The sequence below is a fragment of the Paenibacillus sp. JT22N7 genome (genome assembly GCF_059383875.1).
Window position 1 is genome coordinate 401458 of the sequence record NZ_JBXENY010000003.1, and the last position, 17966, is coordinate 419423.

12 protein-coding genes are annotated in these 17966 nt (G+C 50.8%); 9 read left to right on the forward strand and 3 right to left on the reverse strand.

Annotated features, from left to right (window positions below):
* Positions 1-153: 153 nt before the first annotated feature.
* The 9 genes from AC50Y5_RS10265 (at position 154) to AC50Y5_RS10305 (ending at position 14044) form a co-directional block, all read left to right on the forward strand.
* Positions 154-2739, forward strand: a complete 2586-nt coding sequence (locus AC50Y5_RS10265; protein WP_494860295.1) for a beta-mannosidase — start codon at positions 154-156, stop codon at positions 2737-2739.
* A gap of 217 nt (positions 2740-2956) precedes the next feature.
* Positions 2957-5275 (forward strand): glycoside hydrolase family 88/105 protein, encoded by a 2319-nt coding sequence (locus AC50Y5_RS10270; RefSeq protein ID WP_494860297.1) that lies wholly within the window; start codon positions 2957-2959, stop codon positions 5273-5275.
* Between the two features lie 209 nt (positions 5276-5484).
* A complete protein-coding gene (gene iolD, locus AC50Y5_RS10275) occupies positions 5485-7350 on the forward strand; it encodes a 3D-(3,5/4)-trihydroxycyclohexane-1,2-dione acylhydrolase (decyclizing) (protein WP_494860299.1) in 1866 nt (621 codons plus the stop codon).
* Positions 7351-7390: 40 nt separating this feature from the next.
* A complete protein-coding gene (gene iolE, locus AC50Y5_RS10280; RefSeq protein WP_056040437.1) occupies positions 7391-8284 on the forward strand; it encodes a myo-inosose-2 dehydratase in 894 nt (297 codons plus the stop codon).
* 152 nt (positions 8285-8436) lie between these two features.
* Positions 8437-9444: a 5-dehydro-2-deoxygluconokinase gene (gene iolC, locus AC50Y5_RS10285; RefSeq protein ID WP_494860301.1), complete on the forward strand. Its 1008-nt coding sequence runs from the start codon at positions 8437-8439 to the stop codon at positions 9442-9444.
* 27 nt (positions 9445-9471) lie between these two features.
* On the forward strand, positions 9472-10923 hold the full coding sequence (locus tag AC50Y5_RS10290) for a CoA-acylating methylmalonate-semialdehyde dehydrogenase (protein WP_494860303.1): 1452 nt from the start codon (positions 9472-9474) through the stop codon (positions 10921-10923).
* Between the two features lie 54 nt (positions 10924-10977).
* Positions 10978-12003, forward strand: a complete 1026-nt coding sequence (gene iolG, locus AC50Y5_RS10295; RefSeq protein ID WP_494860305.1) for an inositol 2-dehydrogenase — start codon at positions 10978-10980, stop codon at positions 12001-12003.
* 32 nt (positions 12004-12035) lie between these two features.
* A complete protein-coding gene (gene iolB / locus AC50Y5_RS10300) occupies positions 12036-12866 on the forward strand; it encodes a 5-deoxy-glucuronate isomerase (protein WP_494860307.1) in 831 nt (276 codons plus the stop codon).
* Positions 12867-13030: 164 nt separating this feature from the next.
* Positions 13031-14044 carry a LacI family DNA-binding transcriptional regulator gene (locus tag AC50Y5_RS10305; protein ID WP_494860309.1) on the forward strand — a complete coding sequence of 338 codons (1014 nt, stop codon included), beginning with the start codon at positions 13031-13033 and terminating at the stop codon, positions 14042-14044.
* Positions 14045-14077: 33 nt separating this feature from the next.
* Here the strand turns inward: AC50Y5_RS10305 and AC50Y5_RS10310 are convergent, their stop codons facing one another.
* The 3 genes from AC50Y5_RS10310 to AC50Y5_RS10320 form a co-directional block, all read right to left on the reverse strand.
* Positions 14078-15172, reverse strand: coding sequence for a GerAB/ArcD/ProY family transporter (locus AC50Y5_RS10310; protein WP_056040425.1), 1095 nt, complete (start codon positions 15170-15172; stop codon positions 14078-14080).
* Positions 15169-16338: a Ger(x)C family spore germination protein gene (locus AC50Y5_RS10315; protein ID WP_494860311.1), complete on the reverse strand. Its 1170-nt coding sequence runs from the start codon at positions 16336-16338 to the stop codon at positions 15169-15171. The genes AC50Y5_RS10310 and AC50Y5_RS10315 overlap by 4 nt, the downstream gene beginning before the upstream one ends.
* Positions 16339-16467: 129 nt before the next feature.
* The gene (locus AC50Y5_RS10320) at positions 16468-17907 is read right to left on the reverse strand and encodes a spore germination protein (protein WP_494860313.1); all 1440 of its coding nucleotides are present in this window, start codon (positions 17905-17907) and stop codon (positions 16468-16470) included.
* Positions 17908-17966: the final 59 nt, after the last annotated feature.

The window sequence follows — 17966 nt, forward strand, 5'->3', positions numbered from 1 at the left end:
GATTTATCTTAATAGAGCAACACAAGTCATAAACAATATATTTATTAGTGTTAAATTAGCGGTAAAATGCATGGCAACCTTGCTTCGGCGGCTCAGTCCCCGGAGTAAGGTTTCATGTGTTTAGCTGACTTTTTTCATTTTCAGGAGGATACGATGAAAGAGCAATGGACGATTGGGAATTGGAGATTTAAGGAACAAGAGCAGGGAGAATGGCTGCCTGCTGCCGTGCCAGGCTATGTACATACGGATTTAATTCAAAATGGCCGGCTGACAAATCCTTTTTACGGAACGAATGAGAAGGACGCGCAGTGGGTGGACAAAAAAGACTGGGAATACGTATCGAGCTTTCAGCCTTCACCGGAGCAGCTTGCTGGGGCGAAGCAGGAGCTCGTGTTCGAGGGCCTCGATACATATGCGGATGTGTATTTGAATGGTTCACATGTACTGGCGGCAGATAATATGTTTCGTACGTGGAGAGTTGATGTTACGGACAGGTTGACAGCTGGCGACAATGAGCTGCGTATTTTGTTCCGCTCGCCGATTAAAGAAGATTTGCCGAAGCTGGCTCAGCTTGGTTATGCGCTGCCGGCACCAAATGATCAATCCGAAGTAGGCGGACTTGACGATAAGAAGATTAGCGTATTTGCCCGTAAAGCCCCCTACCACTACGGCTGGGACTGGGGCCCGCGTTTCGTAACGAGCGGTATTTGGCGTCCCGTATATTTGGAGGGCTGGTCCTATGTCCGGATTACCGATGTATACATCCGTCAGGATGAGGTGCGGGCAGAGCTAGCGAAGCTTACAGCCGTCATTGAACTGGAGGCTGAGCGCGAATGCGATGTCCTGCTGAAGCTGGCAGCATCCGATAATGGCATGTTCAGCGGGCATTCTGCTTCTTTAGCCGCAGGCAAACAGACGATTGAAATTCCGTTTGAAGTTGAAAATCCGCGCCTATGGTGGTGCAGAGGTCTGGGCGAGCCGGAACTGTACACGTTCCAGATCGAATGCTGGCATAGCAATAACGAAGTTCGATATGATTCGCAAAAGGTAACGACGGGACTTCGCACAATCCGGCTCGTTAGGCAGCAGGGCGATGTCGGCACTTCCTTTTATATGGAGCTGAATGGGGTTCAGGTTTTCGCCAAAGGCGCGAATCATATTCCAAATGACAGCTTTACGACGAGAGTCGGCTACGACCGTTATAAACATGAAATCGTAAGCGCCGTACAATCAAATATGAACATGCTTCGTGTCTGGGGCGGGGGCTTTTACGAGGAAAAAGCCTTCTATGAGTTGTGTGATCAATATGGCCTCCTCGTGTGGCAGGATTTCATGTTTGCATGCAGCATGTATCCGGGTGACGAAGCGTTTCTGCGCAGCGTGCAGCTGGAAGCTGAAGATAACATTAGGCGTCTGCGCAATCATCCGTCGATCGCCCTATGGTGCGGCAATAATGAAATCGATACCGCATGGTCGCATTATATTCCAGATGGCGGCTGGGGCTGGAAAAAATCGTACACGCAGGAGCAGCAAACGAAACTATGGGCAGACTATGAGGCGATTTTCCATCGCATTTTGCCAGAAGCTGTAGCGTCCTTGACGGTAGGAATCGATTATTGGCCTTCCTCGCCAATGGTTGATTTGACCGGCGACCTTACGCAGCACTCGGATTCTTCCTCGATTAGCGGAGATATTCATTATTGGGGCGTCTGGCATAATGTAGAGCCATTCGAAAACTATAATCGCTACGTCGGGCGCTTCATGAGCGAATATGGCTTCCAGTCGTTCCCGGAATACAAATCGGTGCGCAGCTATGCGGAAGAGGCGGATATGGAGCTGGAATCCACAGTCATGCTCGCCCATCAGAAAAATGGCGCCGGCAACCGACTCATTAAGCAATATATGGAGATGTATATGTCCGAGCCGAAGGATTTCCCTTCGTTTTTGTATATGAGCCAAATATTGCAGGCAGAGGCGATGAAAACGGCTATTGAAGCACATCGCCGCCGCAAGCCGTATTGCATGGGCTCCTTGTATTGGCAGATGAATGATTGCTGGCCTGTAGCCTCCTGGGCGGGCATGGATTATTACGGTCGCTGGAAGGCGCTGCAATATTATGCAGCACGAAGCTTCGCAGACTGCCTGCTGTCGGTAGACGATCGCAAGGAAGCAGGGGAAATCAGCTTCCACATCGTATCAGATCAGCTTGTTCCCGTACGAGGCCAGCTGCGCCTGCGCCTGTACAGCTTTAGCGGTGAGCTGCTGGGCGAGCAAAGTACTCCTGTCCGCGTAACAGCAAATACTGCGGCTAATGTGCTGACGCTTCAGCGCTCCGAGCTGCTTGGAGCTGCCGACACCGCGGCAAGCGTATTGCTGGCAGAGCTGCTGGATGAAGCAGATGGCCACACTCTGGCAAGCGAGCTGCATTATTTTGAGGCAATGAAGGACATTACGCTGGCACAGGCCGAGCTCAAAATAACAGAGTCCGAGCACAACGGCGTTGCACAGTGGACGCTGGAGACGAATACGCTGGCCAAAGGCGTCTGGCTGACATGTGAGCGTGAAGGCCGCTTCAGTGATAATTTCTTTGATTTGCTGCCAGGCACGGTGAAAACGGTCACGTTTATACCGCATGAACTGGGCGATTTCAACGCAGGTGCAAGCACGGGCGGAACAGAGCAGGATAGCCGCGTGACGGCCCGTTCAATGGTCGATTTTATTGTTCAAGCGAATGAATAAATAGCCTGAGCAAAAAATAGCGGCGTTTTTTTTAAAAAAAGAGATGACAGAATGAAGCGCTTTCAGCTATAATGGCTGCATAAGGTTTAAATTTCAATACCGCGTCATGTAAATTGCCCGTTCATTGGCGATTGCAAGCGCGGTTCATTTTCACCAAGTTAAGCGCTATACCTAATCGCTTTTTCATAAAATAGATTAACGGATAGCAAGCTACGCCATGGAAAGGATTTGTGATCATTCGATGTCGATTTATTTTCAAGCAGAGGAAAGTGCACAGCATCGTTTTGGCGACAAAGATACCGCTATTTTGAAGCTGCTGGCCGACCGTTATGTGGGTGCGAATCCGCAGGCAGGATTTATTTTCCGCGCTTTCAACAAAAATGGCGTTTTGCAAAATGCAGAGGGACTGTATGAGCTGGATCTTGCTTCACGGTTTCCTGAGGCAAAACCTGGGCAGCTGAGCTATGGAGCAGGGCTCGTATGGAGCGATGAGGAGCGCAGCTTGGATATTAATGTACGCTGCCTTGGTCCTGTGAGACTGTATTTCAATGGCGAGCTAGTTTTTCGTTCGAATGTAATAGAGGAAATTAGCCCGGATGCAACGGTTAAGCTGAGTCTAGTATTTGCAAAGGGCTGGAACAGCTTATGGCTGTCGATGACTTGCACGCCAGCGGGCTTCGGCTGTCAAATCGGCTCCGACGAGGCCAAAGTAAGGATCATGAATGTTCGTGCACCATTCGAGGAGCGTTATGGGCAGTCGGGATGGATTTTCTCGCAGCCGGTTGATTCAGCCCTTGAGGCCGGCAAGCGGGTAGAAGTGGCGCAGCCGGATTTAATGGGATCACAGCAGCAGGAGCCGGGTCTGGACTGGCTGCCGGTTATCGATTGGACAGAGGAGGAGCGCAGCCTTGGCCAGCTGGAGCGGATTTTCGGAGAGCAGCATGGCAAAGCTGCCTATGCGTGGACGACATTGTATCAGCCGCAGCCTGGGAAACAAGCAGTCGTGCTTGAAGGCGAGTCCTCTGGCGAGCTTACCTTGTGGCTTGAAGGAAAACAGGTAGGTGAAAGCACAGCGGCAGGATCGTTTCGCATTGAGCTTTTGCTGGAAGCTGGCAAGCATCATTTCGTAGCTCGCAGCGTGTGCGGCCAGCAGTCTTGGGGCTTTGAGCTGACGGCGGCTAACGCCAATGATGGCAGCGCTGTCACAATGAGCCTGCCGCAGCAAGTGCATGGTTCGGGAGCAGGACAATGGCTATATGTCGGGCCGTTTGAAGCTGGGGCGGCTAACCCTACATGGGAGCAGCTTGTTCGCACGGATTGCCTATATGCTCTAAACAAGGCATCGCAGCCTGTTCAGCAGGGACAGATGTTGCACACCTACTGGCAGCTCGACCAACCGAACACTTGGGTACGTCCTTATTACGAAAATGCCATGCTAAGCAATAAATGGACAGTCGGTACGGTATCCAATTATGCGCGGTGGGATTATCCGCTTGGCGTCACGATATACGGCTTGCTGCAAACCGGTCGTTTTCTGGATCGTCCAGATATCGTCAGCTATGCGACTCAGCATGTTGAGGCATGTACGGAAATGTACGACTATTCCTTCTGGGATCGTGAGCAATATGGGTTCCCAGCCATTAATCAGCAGCTCGTCATGATGAAAATGCTCGATAATTGCGGCTCATTCGGCTCGGCTATGCTGGAGTCTAGACAAGGGCTCGCTACTGCAAGCGTAGAGCCAATTGCCGAGCGCATCGCTGATTTTATGCTAAATAAGCTGGAGCGCAAGCCCGATGGCGCATTTTATCGCACCTGCGAGGGCGAGTATGCTGCCAATACGATGTGGGCCGATGATTTGTACATGAGTACGCCATTTCTGTGCCGCTATGCTCGCTTAACGGGCAATCGGGAGGCGCTGGATGAAGCGGCGAAGCAATTTTTGCGCTTCAAAAACTATTTGTTTATGCCCGGTGAGAAGCTAATGTCCCATGTGTATGATTTTAAATATGACAGGGCGACAGGCATCCCTTGGGGGCGGGGCAATGGCTGGACGATTTTTTCACTGACAGAAGTGCTGGAAGCTTTGCCTGCGGCTCATGAGCTGCGCGATGAACTGCTGGACTTCTTTAATGAGCTATGCGAAGGCTATGCCGCTCGTCAATCAGATCGCGGCTTATGGCATCAGGTAGTCAATCGTCCAGATACTTATTTGGAGGCGTCCTGCACGGCAATGTTTGCTTATGGCTTCGCTCGGGGCGTTCGCTTCGGCTGGGTGAAGCAGCCAGCCGCTATCACGAATGCTGCGTTCCGTGCATGGGATGGCTTGACGCGTTACGCCATTGACCGGCAGGGCAATGTGCATGGCGTATGCAGCGGCTCGCGCTACGCTTTCACAGCGGATTATTATGATCAGGATTTGCGGACGGTTGTCAACGACAATCACGGCATTGGCATTATGATGCTTGCCGGCACAGAAGTCGCTAAGCTAAAGCGGCATTTGCAAACGCAAACAAACGACGATAACGCAAAATAAGATGTGGTAAAAGCAAGGTCAAAAGAAAAAACTTGTCAGCGGCTCTATGTTGTAGTAGCCTATGGGTGAAGCGCTTAATTTAAAACATTAGGCGCCATTCTTCTGGTGAGTTAAGCGCTTAATCCAAAGCATAAAACGAGCAGAAGGCAACTTATTATAACTGTGGTGAAAAGGATAAAATCATACATTTGCGATAGGAGGAAATGGGCATGACGACGATTCGACTGACGATGGCGCAAGCGCTGCTGCGGTTTCTGGATCAGCAATACATTTCGGTAGATGGCGAGGAAACGAAGTTCGTTGAAGGGGTATTCGGCATCTTCGGTCATGGCAATGTGACCGGCATGGGAGAGGCATTGGAAAGAAGCGCAGGCAGCCTGACCTTTATTCAAGGCAAAAACGAGCAGGGCATGGTGCATACAGCAGCAGCCTTCGCCAAACAGCGTAACCGCAAGCAGATTTATGCCTGCACGACCTCGATTGGCCCAGGTGCCCTGAACATGGTAACGGCTGCGGCAACAGCGACCGTTAATCGCATTCCGGTGCTGCTGCTGCCCGGCGATAACTTCGCTTCGCGCCAGCCGGACCCGGTGCTGCAACAGCTTGAGGTAAGCAGCGACTATACCCTTTCGGCTACGGATTCCTTCAAGGCTGTCAGCCGCTACTGGGACCGCATCGTTCGTCCAGAGCAGCTGATTACGGCAGCGCTGCAAGCGATGCGCGTGCTCACAGATCCGGCAGAGACTGGAGCGGTCACGCTCGCGCTGCCGCAGGATGTGCAGGCGGAAGCTTATGACTATCCAGAAAGCTTCTTTGCAAAACGCGTGCATTATGTTGACCGCCGCGAACCGACGAAAGATGCGGTAGCCCGTGCAGCAGAGCGCATTGCAGCGAGCAAGCATCCGCTTATCGTAGCAGGAGGCGGCGTCTTGTATGCGTCTGCGACCTCCGAGCTGCAAGCCTTCGCCGAAGCTTTCGGCATTCCGGTTACGGAAACGCAGGCCGGAAAAAGCGCATTCGATTGGCGCCATCCGCTGTATGCAGGAGCCATTGGCGTCACCGGCGCGCTGGCAGCGAATGAATGGGCCAAACAGGCTGATCTGGTTATTGGCGTCGGCACGCGCTACTCGGATTTTACAACCGCCTCCAAGTCCGCATACGCGAACCCGGATGTGCAGTTTATCAACATTAACTTAAATGGCGCTGACGCAGCGAAGCTGGGCGGTGAAGCGGTAATTGCCGATGCCCGCACTGGTTTGCAAGCGCTGCAAAGAGCGCTGCAAGCAGCGAATTACAAGAGCAGCTACACCGATGCGGAAGTGGCGCAGCGCAAAGCAGCTTGGGATGCAGAGGTTGATCGTCTTTACAAGCAAGAGCTTGAAGGCGGCTTCTCCCAAACCCGGGCACTCGGCGTTATTAATGAAACGATTGATTCTTCTTCCGTCGTTGTTGGCGCTGCCGGAAGCCTGCCTGGCGATTTGCACCGCTTATGGCGTTCGACCGAGCCGAAAACGTATCATATGGAATATGGTTTTTCCTGCATGGGCTACGAAGTTAGCGGCGCTTTCGGAGCAGCACTCGCCGAGCCGCAGCGCGAGGTGTATGCGATGGTCGGCGATGGCAGCTATTTGATGCTGCATTCCGAGCTGGTGACGAGCTTGCAGGAACAGCGCAAGTTTACGATATTGCTTTTTGACAATCATGGGTTCCAGTGTATTCATAACTTGCAGCGCGAGCATGGCAGTGATGGCTTCGGCAATGAGTTCCGCTACCGCGAAGCGAGCACAGGTAGATATACCGGACAGCCGCTGCCGATTGATTTTGCTGCCCATGCCCGCAGTCTTGGGGCCAGTGCATACAAAGCAACCAATACGGAGGAGCTGCGTGAGGCTTTGCTTCAGGCGAAACAGGAAGAGCGCACGACGCTGATCGAAATTAGCGTATTGCCGGGCACGAACTCCGGCGGCTATGAATCCTGGTGGCATGTTGGCGTTCCTGCTGTATCAGAGAGCGACAAAGTTCTCAAGGCGCATGAAGCGATGCAGGCAAAGCTCAGCAAGGCAAAGCAGCTGTAACAGGTTGATCCTATTTTTGAATAAGGAGCTGGGGTAAGCGATGAAGCCATTTACATTTTCACTCGGCATTCACCCGATTAACTGGGTTGGCGAGGATGTACGGGAGCATGGGGCGGATACGACCTATGAGCAGATTTTGGATGATATTCAGCGGCTGGGGCTGACCGGAACGGAAATGGGGCGCAAATATCCGGCCGACACTGCCGTATTGCGCGAGGAATTGGGCAAGCGAGGCATTCAGCTCGTGTCCCAGTGGAAATCGGTGCTGTTCTCTGATCCCGCTTACCGCGAGGCTGAGCTTGAGGGCTACCGAAAGCATGCCGAGTTTTTGCAAAGCATGGGGAGCAAGGTCATTAGCACGGCTGAGGTTGGCGGCTCGCTGCATTTTGATCCGCGGCGTACGCCGAATGAGACGGAAGTGCTGCGGCTGGATGAAGCGGGCTGGCAGTCGCTGGCGACAGGCCTTAACGCTGCCGGAAAAATAGCTGCTGAATACGGCTTAAAGCTGGCTTACCATCATCATGGCGGAACCGTAGTTGAGCAGCCGGAGGAAATCGACAAGCTGATGGAGCTGACGGACCCGGCCTATGTGCACCTGTTGTTTGATACAGGTCATGCTTATTATGGCGGAGCGAAGCCGCTGGATGTGCTGAATAAACATTATGACCGCATCGCATATATTCATTTGAAAGATATTCGCCAGTCAGTACTCGATGAAGCCCGCTCAGAGCAGGCCGATTTCGTCACTTGTATTCGCAAAGGCGTATTTACGGTGCCGGGTGACGGCTGCCTTGATTTTGCGCCAGTTATTCAGGAGCTCACGGCTCGCGGCTATAACGGCTGGGCGATGCTTGAAGGCGAACAGGACCCTGCGACTCATAATCCATATGAATATGCGAAGAAAGCGATTGGTTACTTAACTTCGTTAAGGTGAAACGGCTGTCACCGTCCTTTGGCGGCTAAGCTACCGTTTCGAAGGTGAAATATAAGCAGATGATACGTGTGAAACTTATACATGCTTATATTTTAAATAAATCTAATTAAGTATTTCATAACATTAAATAACTTTAGGAGGTGGGCCCTCGAATGGCTTATATCACTTATGACGCAGCGAAGCCGCTGGATTTTACGGCCATTGGCCGCTTGTGCATCGATCTGAACGCGAATGAAATTAATCGCCCGATGGAAGAGACCATGACGTTTACCAAATACGTTGGAGGCTCTCCGGCGAATATTGCGATTGGCATGTCCCGTCTCGGGATGAAAACATCGTTTATCGGCAAGGTTGCCGATGACCAAATGGGCCGTTTTATTACGACGTATTTGGAAAATAATCAAATTGCCACCTCGGGCGTCGTTACGGATGACAGCGGTGCAGTGACAGGGCTTGCTTTTACCGAAATTAAAAGCCCGTCGGAATGCAGCATCTTAATGTACCGCGACAACGTCGCTGACCTGTTGCTTAAGCCGCAGGAGGTTAGCGAAGAGCTGATTGCCCAGTCTAAAATGCTCCTTATCTCGGGGACGGCGCTGGCGCAAAACCCTTCACGCGAAGCGGTGTTCCTGGCCATCGATTATGCCCGCAAGCATGGCGTCGTTATTGCCTTTGATCTTGACTACCGTCCATATACGTGGAACTCGCCGGAGGAAACGGCGATCTATTACAACCTGGCTGCTGAAAAATGCGATATTATTATGGGTACTAGAGAAGAATTTGACAATATGGAAACATTCGAGCCTAATCCGGAGCGTGATGACCATGTGACCGCAGCGAAATGGTTTAATTATGCCGCACAAATTGTCATTATCAAGCATGGCAAGGACGGCTCCATTGCTTACACGAAGGATGGCGCTTCGCACCGGGCCAAAAGCTTCCCTGCCAAAGTCATTAAAACGTTCGGAGCAGGCGATTCGTATGCGGCAGGCTTTTTGTACGGCAGCATGCAGGGCTGGTCGATTGAGAAAAGCATGGAGTTCGGCAGCGCCGCTGCTTGTATCGTCATTTCCAGCCACAGCTGCTCTGACGCTATGCCGTCCGCCGAGCAGGTTCAAGACTATATTGACCGCTGCAACCGCGGCGAAATCATCATTTAATTTTAAAACAGAGAGGATTGAGTGGATATGACAGCAACATTAAGCAATTGGATTGGTGGAAAATGGGTAGCCTCCGTATCACAGCAGACAGAAGCCGTTTACAATCCGGCAACGGAAGAGGTGCTGGCTTATGTGCCGCTATCTTCGAAGGAAGATGTGGAGCAGGCTGTAGCCAATTCGAAGGAAGCATTCACTTCATGGAGCCGCACACCTGTACCGAAACGGGCACGCGTATTGTTCAAATACCAGCAGCTGCTCGTTGATCACTGGGAAGAGCTGGCACAGCTTGTAACGAAAGAAAACGGCAAAAGCTACGCCGAAGCTTATGGCGAAGTGCTGCGCGGCATTGAATGCGTCGAATTTGCGGCGGGTGCGCCTAATTTGATGATGGGCAAGCAGCTTTCTGACATTGCGACTGGACTAGAATCTGGCATGTACCGCTATCCGATTGGCGTAATCGGCGGTATTACACCGTTTAACTTCCCTATGATGGTGCCATGCTGGATGTTCCCGCTTGCGATCGCCTGCGGCAATACGTTCGTGCTCAAGCCATCGGAGCGGACGCCGCTGCTTGCGAATCGTCTTGCTGAGCTTTTTCAGGAAGCGGGTCTTCCGGCTGGCGTGCTGAACATCGTTCATGGTGCGCATGATGTCGTTAACGGCTTGCTGAAGCATCCCGATGTAAAAGGCATTTCCTTCGTTGGCTCGCAGCCGGTAGCGGAGTATGTCTATCGCACAGGAACGGCGGAAGGCAAACGCGTTCAAGCGCTCGCTGGCGCGAAAAACCATTCCATCGTTATGCCGGATGCCGACCTTGATCTGACGGTTAAAGAAATTACGAACGCTGCCTTCGGCTCGGCAGGCGAGCGCTGCATGGCTTGTGCGGTTGTCGTCGCTGTCGGTGACGTGGCTGACAAACTCGTAGCCAAGCTTCTGCAAACAGCGGATTCGCTAACGATTGGCAACGGTTTGGAGGAAGGTATTTTCCTCGGTCCGGTCATTCGTGGACCACATAAAGAGCGGACGCTTCGCTATATTGAAATCGGCGAGCAGGAAGGCGCACAGCTGCTGCGCGACGGACGCAAAGATGCTGCGGCTGCGGCAGATGCGAAGGGCTATTTTGTCGGCCCGACCTTGTTTGACGGCGTACAGAAGGAAATGACGATCTGGAAAGATGAGATTTTCGCTCCGGTACTGGCGATTGCACGGGTTGCGACGCTGGAAGAAGCGATTGAGCTTGCCAATGCGTCGGAGTTTGCAAATGGCGCCTGCCTATTCACGAAGGATGGCAGCAACGTCCGTACATTCCGCGAAACGATTGAAGCGGGCATGCTCGGCGTCAACCTTGGCGTACCAGCGCCAATGGCGTTCTTCCCTTTCTCTGGCTGGAAAAAATCATTCTACGGCGATCTGCATGCCAACGGCACAGATGGCGTCGAATTTTATACGCGCAAAAAAATGGTGACCGCTCGTTGGTAGCCTGATAGGTAGCTTATTGAAAAACGGATAATCGCATAAAGGAGACCAATCAAAATGGTACAAAAAATTAAAATCGGCATTATCGGTGCAGGCCGCATCGGAAAAATCCATGCCGACAACTTGCTGCGGCTCCCGCAGGTGGAAATTGCCGCAATCAGCGATTTGTTCGCAAACGTGGAGCTGGAAGCATGGGCTGCTGAACGCGGCATCGCTACCGTTACGAAAGACAGCGCTGCGCTTATCGCAGACCCAGCAATTGACGCCATTTTCATTTGCTCTTCAACAGATACACATGTGCCGCTTATTAAACAAGCTGCGGAAGCAGGCAAGCATATTTTTTGCGAGAAACCGGTCAGCATGACGCTTTCACAAACAGAGGAAGCAGTCGAAGCGGTACAGAAAGCGGGCGTAAAGCTGCAAATCGGCTTTAACCGCCGCTTTGACCACAACTTTAAACGGATTCGCGAGCATGTGGAACAGGGAACGATTGGCGAGACGCATATTATAAAAATTACGTCGCGCGATCCGAACCCGCCTCATAAAGATTACATCAAGGTGTCCGGCGGTATTTTCATGGATATGATGATTCATGATTTCGATATGGCCAGATTTTTGGCAGGCAGCGAGGTTGAGGAAGTTTTTGCGCAAGGCAATATTCTCATTGATCCTGTATTCGCGGAATGCGATGATCTCGATACTGCGATTGTGACGCTGCGCTTTCAAAACGGGGCGCTTGGCGTAATCGACAACAGCCGTCAAGCCGTATATGGCTACGATCAGCGTGTCGAGGTATTCGGCTCCAAGGGCAGTGCCGCCGCAACGAATGATCACCCGAATACAGCGGAAATTAGCACAGCCGAGGGCATTGTGCGGGATAAGCCGCTGCACTTCTTCCTTGAACGTTACAATGCTGCTTATGTAGAGGAAACCCAGTTGTTTATCGAAGCGCTGCTGCTGGATAAGAAGGTAAAGGTCGATGGTCACGATGCGCTGCAAGCCGAGCGGATTGCAAGAGCGGCGAAGCTGTCAGTAAAGCTTAGACGGCCAGTGAAGCTAAGCGAGCTGCACGAGCTTACGTAAGTAGACGGATACAAGAAAGGTTGTGTGCGCAAGTGTCTGATTTAATCGTAAAACCAAGCGCTGCTCCGGGCGAGCAGGGCGAGCTCATGAACATAACGCCGCAAAGCGCAGGATGGGAGTATGTTGGTTTTCGCATCGTCCATCTGGAGCCGGGCGAGCAGCTTAAGCAGAATACGGCTGAAAATGAAGTATGCCTCGTGCTGCTGAGCGGACGCGCGGATGTGCGCACTCAGAAAGAAGAGTGGAGCAATATCGGCCAGCGGATGAGCGTATTTGAGAAAATTCCGCCATATTCGGTTTACGTGCCCAATGATGATTTTTATCAAATTGAAGCCGTAACTGCGCTGGATATCGCCATTTGCTCTGCTCCTGGCCAAGGCCAGCATCAAGCGAGACTGATTGCCCCGGATGCTGTAGGTGTAGAGCAGCGCGGATATGGCAATTTGGAGCGGCAAATCCATAATATTTTGCCAGAAACAGCGCCGGCGGACAGCCTGCTCGTCGTTGAAGTGTTTACGCCAAGCGGACACTGGTCCAGCTACCCGCCGCATAAGCATGACCGGAATGCGCTGCCGGAAGAATCGCTGCTGGAGGAAACGTATTATTTTCGCGTAGAGCCTGAGCAGGGCTTCGCCATTCAACGTGTGTATACGGACGACCGCTCGCTTGACGAGACGCTTGTCATTCGCAATGGGGAAGCGGTTCTCGTGCCGCGCGGCTACCACCCTGTAAGTGCGCCTCCTGGCTATGAGGTGTATTATTTAAACGTGATGGCTGGACCTACCCGCATTTGGAAATTTCATAATGATCCGGACCATGCCTGGATTATGACGAAGCCTGCTGAAGATACGGCTAAAGCCTAGAAAGCAGCGCCGTTTTACAAGGGCAACAACTAATAGTAGAAACCAGCTTTCGTTTTGCGGAGGCTGGTTTCTATCATTTTAAGCCAATTACACCAATTTCATTGCAAGATAACATGCTGTGATACATAATAAGTCTACCAGTTCAAAAGTAACGGAGGTCGTTTATGAAAGCTACTATTTATGATATCGCCAGAGAAGCGGGCGTCTCCATTGCGACGGTCTCCCAAGTCATTAACGGCAAAGGGAAAATCAGCGAAGAGCGGCGAAATGAAGTGATGCGCATTATGGAGCGGCTTAACTACCAGCCTAGTGTAATCGCTTCCGCGCTGACCGGGAAGCGGACGTATACACTTGGCCTGCTCGTTCCAGACATATCCAACCCCTTTTTCGCTGAAATTGCCCGCGCCGTTGAGGATCAGAGCCGCCGATTAGGCTACAGCCTCGTCATATGCAGCACGGACAATAAAGACGAGCGGGTAGAGCGTTATTTGTCGCTGCTGCGGCAAAAAAGCGTGGACGGCATCATTATCGGTACCGGAATCGATAACGAAGATATTATTAAGCCGCTGCTGACACAGTCCATCGCTGTAGCGCTCATTGCGCGGGACATGCCTGCCCTGGCCGTGCATACGGTCATCGTGGAGGATTATAAAGGCGGAGCGCTTGGCGCTAAGCATTTGCTGAAGGAAGGGCATCACCGGGTCGCGGTGCTTGCCGAGCATATGAAGGTCAGCAGCAGCCGCGAGCGGGTTAGCGGATTTAGAAGCATCGTCGAAGCAGCGGGTCTGCCCTGGTCCGATGCTTCCGTCAAGTTTTGCGACTATACGCTGGAGGACGGCAAGCGCAAAGCGCTGGAACTGCTGAAGCTCACGGAGCGGCCAACCGCATTGTTCTGTTGTAATGAGCTGCTCGCCATCGGCGCGCTGCAAGCAGCGAAGGAGCTTAAGCTTCGTATTCCACGTGATGTATCGGTTATCGGCTTTGATAATACGATTTTAGCCTCGGTCAGTGACCCGCCGCTAACGACGATTGCCCAGCCTATTGAAGCGATGGGGAAAAAGGTTGTTGATTTGCTGGTAGAAACGTTGCAGGACAAATCAGCTGCCGCAAAAGCAGAGCGCATTGTTTTGGAGCCCGAGCTGATCATTAGGCACTCTACAAGCTCCATTCATGTATAACATTGGATCATGTTTGACTTAAGGGTGAATCGCTCAAGAAGAGGAGCGGCTCGCCCTATTTTTAATCATAGCCCAAATAAAAATGAACGTCATTAAGCCTCCTTCAATAATGAGCGATACGAGCGGAAACCAATAGCTTAAATAACGATCAACCATGCTGCCTTCATTGCTGTACGGAAACATAGGGCTCAACACAAGTACGGCACCGAATACATATACCCATGGTTTATGTGACTTCAACCCAAGCCACTGCGCAGTTCCTTCCGTAATCGCGTAATACAAGGTTGAGATGGTAATGAACGATCCGGAAATGAAGATGAGCAGCAGCAGCACCTCGATCCTCTCGAAAATAATAAACTGAGTAATTCTCGACAGGATATAGATTGGATTTTCAAAATGCGCTGCCATCACGGGTCCCATCACCACTATGCTGTACAATAAATAAATTGTCATGATCGAAGTGCCAAGCACAACGGCGTAAACCTTCATTTTTAAAATGCTCTTTTGTTGTTTGATATGCGGCATCAGCATCCCCATCATTATGCAAATGCCAAACCAGCTGCCGGGATAGATGGCACCTTTTATGGCGGGAAAAATGCCGTACTCAAAGGGCGGGAGCAGATAGTGCAGCTGGATATAAGGAATGGAGCTGGTAAATAAAACAATGGAGGTTAACAAAATAATGACGCCAATAATTTGGCTCAGTCTTGCAATCGCCTCCACACCTTTTATGGCAGCCAGCCCGGCACATATCGTCATCGAGATCGAGAAGACCAGGCGAGGCGTCTCAGGCATAAGCGTCCGAGACAAAAAATCACAATAAATCCACATCGCCGTAACCATCACTCCGAGAAAAAACAGCAGGAAAATGAGGCCGACAACCTTGCCCGCTTTTCCTAAAATGGAGCGTGTATATTGAATTAACGATTGGCCAGCGTACAATCTACCCAGCCGATAAAGCAGAATAGCAACATAAATATCGATTAAAGCGCCCAAAGCCATCGACAGCCACAAATCCTGCTTAACCTTAGCGATCAGCAGGCTCGGAACCGAGAAAAATGTGAGCGAGGTAATCGATACAAAAATGATGAAAAAGAATTCACCCGATGAAATTAGACTCTTTTTCACTGTGCATCATCCTTTTTTATATTGCTGTCAATTAGCAAGCCGGATTTTACAATCTCAATCGAAATGCTGCTCTGTACCTTAATATTAGCAAGCTCCTCGTTCCAGCCATCTTTCAGCGTTTCCCAGCTTTTTGGGGCTTTGCGATGGATCGTTTCTCCAAAACCGACAGCGTCGCTCTTGTAGGAGCGAAAGAGCTTATACAGGGTTTTCTCTATGGATGCCGTAATCGCGTTGCTCAGCTCTGATTTGATTAAGTCTGTCGTCTTCTTATCCGTCAAATCCAGCGTATCGGTGGACGTCTTAATGGAAGCATTGGACTTCATACGTACGTTCATTTGCAACTGTCCGTTTTCAAATGTTGGCTTCATAGCAATATGGATGTTCTTCAAATCAAAAATGATTGATTTCTTATCCTCGGTAGTCATTTGGAATAAGCCCTGCGCGGATAGCTGGGTCAACCAGCTTACAACCTGCGTTTCCTCGCTGTTCAGCCAGCCTACCATCAGATTATTGCGAAAGACAGCAAGGTCCGTAATTTCCATCACGATATCCTTAGAGCCTGAATTGTCAACCTGAAGCAATCCAGGCACTGCTACTTGAAAGCTTGACTGCTCCAGTCTAGGCAAAAATTGATAAAGCTGGATGCCGCCGCTTGTCGGCTTGTAGGTTTTATTTTTAAAATAAGCTTTCCATTCGTCGGCGGCTACAGCTTGCAGCTCTTTGGAATCAGTCAGCACTTCCTTGACAGGACGCCGTGAAACCATCACCCAGCAGTTGAAATTCTGATTCGGCTCCCGCCAGAAGAAATCCATCTTATGATCCAGGCCTTGTCTGGCTAAACGTTCTCCAATGAGAAGAACCTTCGTCTGGGAGAAAAAGAGGCTTTTCTTCGCCTGCTTGCGAATCGTCTCAAGTGCATCTTCAACTGTTAACCCGCTTGCCGAATATGTGGCAATCGCTCTGCGCTGCTGTCCGCCTCCACCAGCGGCAACGGGAAGTGTCGGATTCACGAGCTGGACGGTAACCTGGAGCTGCCCCTGTTTATTTACATCCAAACCAATGGCTGAAACAACGGTCAATTGATCAAAATTGATTTGGCTCCAGCAGCCGCTAAGCAGCAGCAGCATACTAAGGAAACAGGCATATTTACTAAGGTGGAGAAACACATAGTAGTCCCCCTTTTTTAAAATATAAGAAAGGATATGATTTTTCCATCCTTTCTCTCTATTTCTCGGATTGAAACGCGCGGCGCCGCCAAAGGACGGAGGGCAGCCGTTTCACCTTGGACTTCAATTTTAACGTTTATTGCGAAGTGTAAACCAAGGAACACGAAATATAGCTTTCTCGGCTTCTTTTTTCTTAAACGGAGCGAATGGCGATAAATAGGGCAAACCCACCGATTGAATGGAGGCAAGCTGAACTCCCAGCATAAATAGCCCAATAATAATGCCGTAAAGCCCTAATAGCGAAGCGAGCAGCAGCATGAAAAACCGCAGCATGCGAATCGTTCCCGACAGAGAAATCGAAGGTATCGTGAACGAGGCAATCGCTGTGCCGGCAACAATCATGACCGATGGGGAAGAGATTATACCTGCTTGTACTGCGGATTCGCCAATAACGAGCGCTCCAACAATACTGATGGCAGATCCGATAGACCGCGGCATTCGAATGCTGGCCTCGCGCAGCCCCTCAAAAATGACTTCCATAATCAGCGCCTCCATCAAGACGGGGAAAGGAACACCATCTCGTGCAGACAATATGCTGCTTAGCAGCTGTGGGGGAACCATTTCCGGGTGGTAAGTCAAAATGCCGACATAGGTAGAGGGCAGCAGCAGCGTAATGAAAAAACCGGCATAACGAATCCACCGAATGAAAGTAGCCACAGGGTAAGCCAAATATAAATCCTCGGTCGTCTTGAGCAAATGAAACAGCGTACAAGGCAGGGCGAGCACAAATGGAGTGCCGTCGACCACAATAGCTACACGCCCATCCAATATAATGCCAGCCACATCATCAGGCCGCTCGGTACTGTATACCGTCGGGAAAAAGGAGGTCGGGCTGTCTTTAATAATTTCTTCAATATAGTGGGACTCCAATACCGCATCGATATCGATCGACTGCAGCCGTTTGCGTATTTCGTCAACGGTTTCCTTGTCTGCCCGGTCATGGATATAGACCATTGCTATTTTGGTATGCGACAGATTGCCAACCGTCAGCGTCTCCACACGAAAAGCCTTGTCGCGAATACGCCTGCGAATGAGCGAAATGTTAACGCTTAAAGATTCCACGAAGCCATCTCGCGGCCCGCGGATGACACTGGACGAAGCTGGTTCATCAATGCTGCGGGTTTCAAGGCCTTGCGTATTGACAGCAATGGCTCCTTCGCTGTCCTCTACTAAAATAATCGTCCAGCCGCTAACAAGCAAAGGCACGCATTCATCAGAGGTATTGACCATTTTCACATGATTTGCTGTCAGTATATAGCTGCAAAGGAGCTCATGAGGAGGCTCGCTTTGATGAAGAAGCTTAAGCTGCTGGGTTCCTGAAATAAGTGGCGAAATGACATCGGCATTTAAATTTTGCTTGCTAACGAGTCCATCAATCCAAATGACGGAGGCAGAAATACGCTCCTCGCCGATTAAGCAGTTTCTCGTTGATAAATCTGAGCTGTTGCCAAGCTCGGTCACTAGCTCATTATAAAGGTCGCGCGTCGTGTTTACCTTGCTCTTGGGCATTTTTCTGCAGCTCCTTTTGCTAAAGCTTGTCATTTTCGTACGGATCACATAGTTATTGT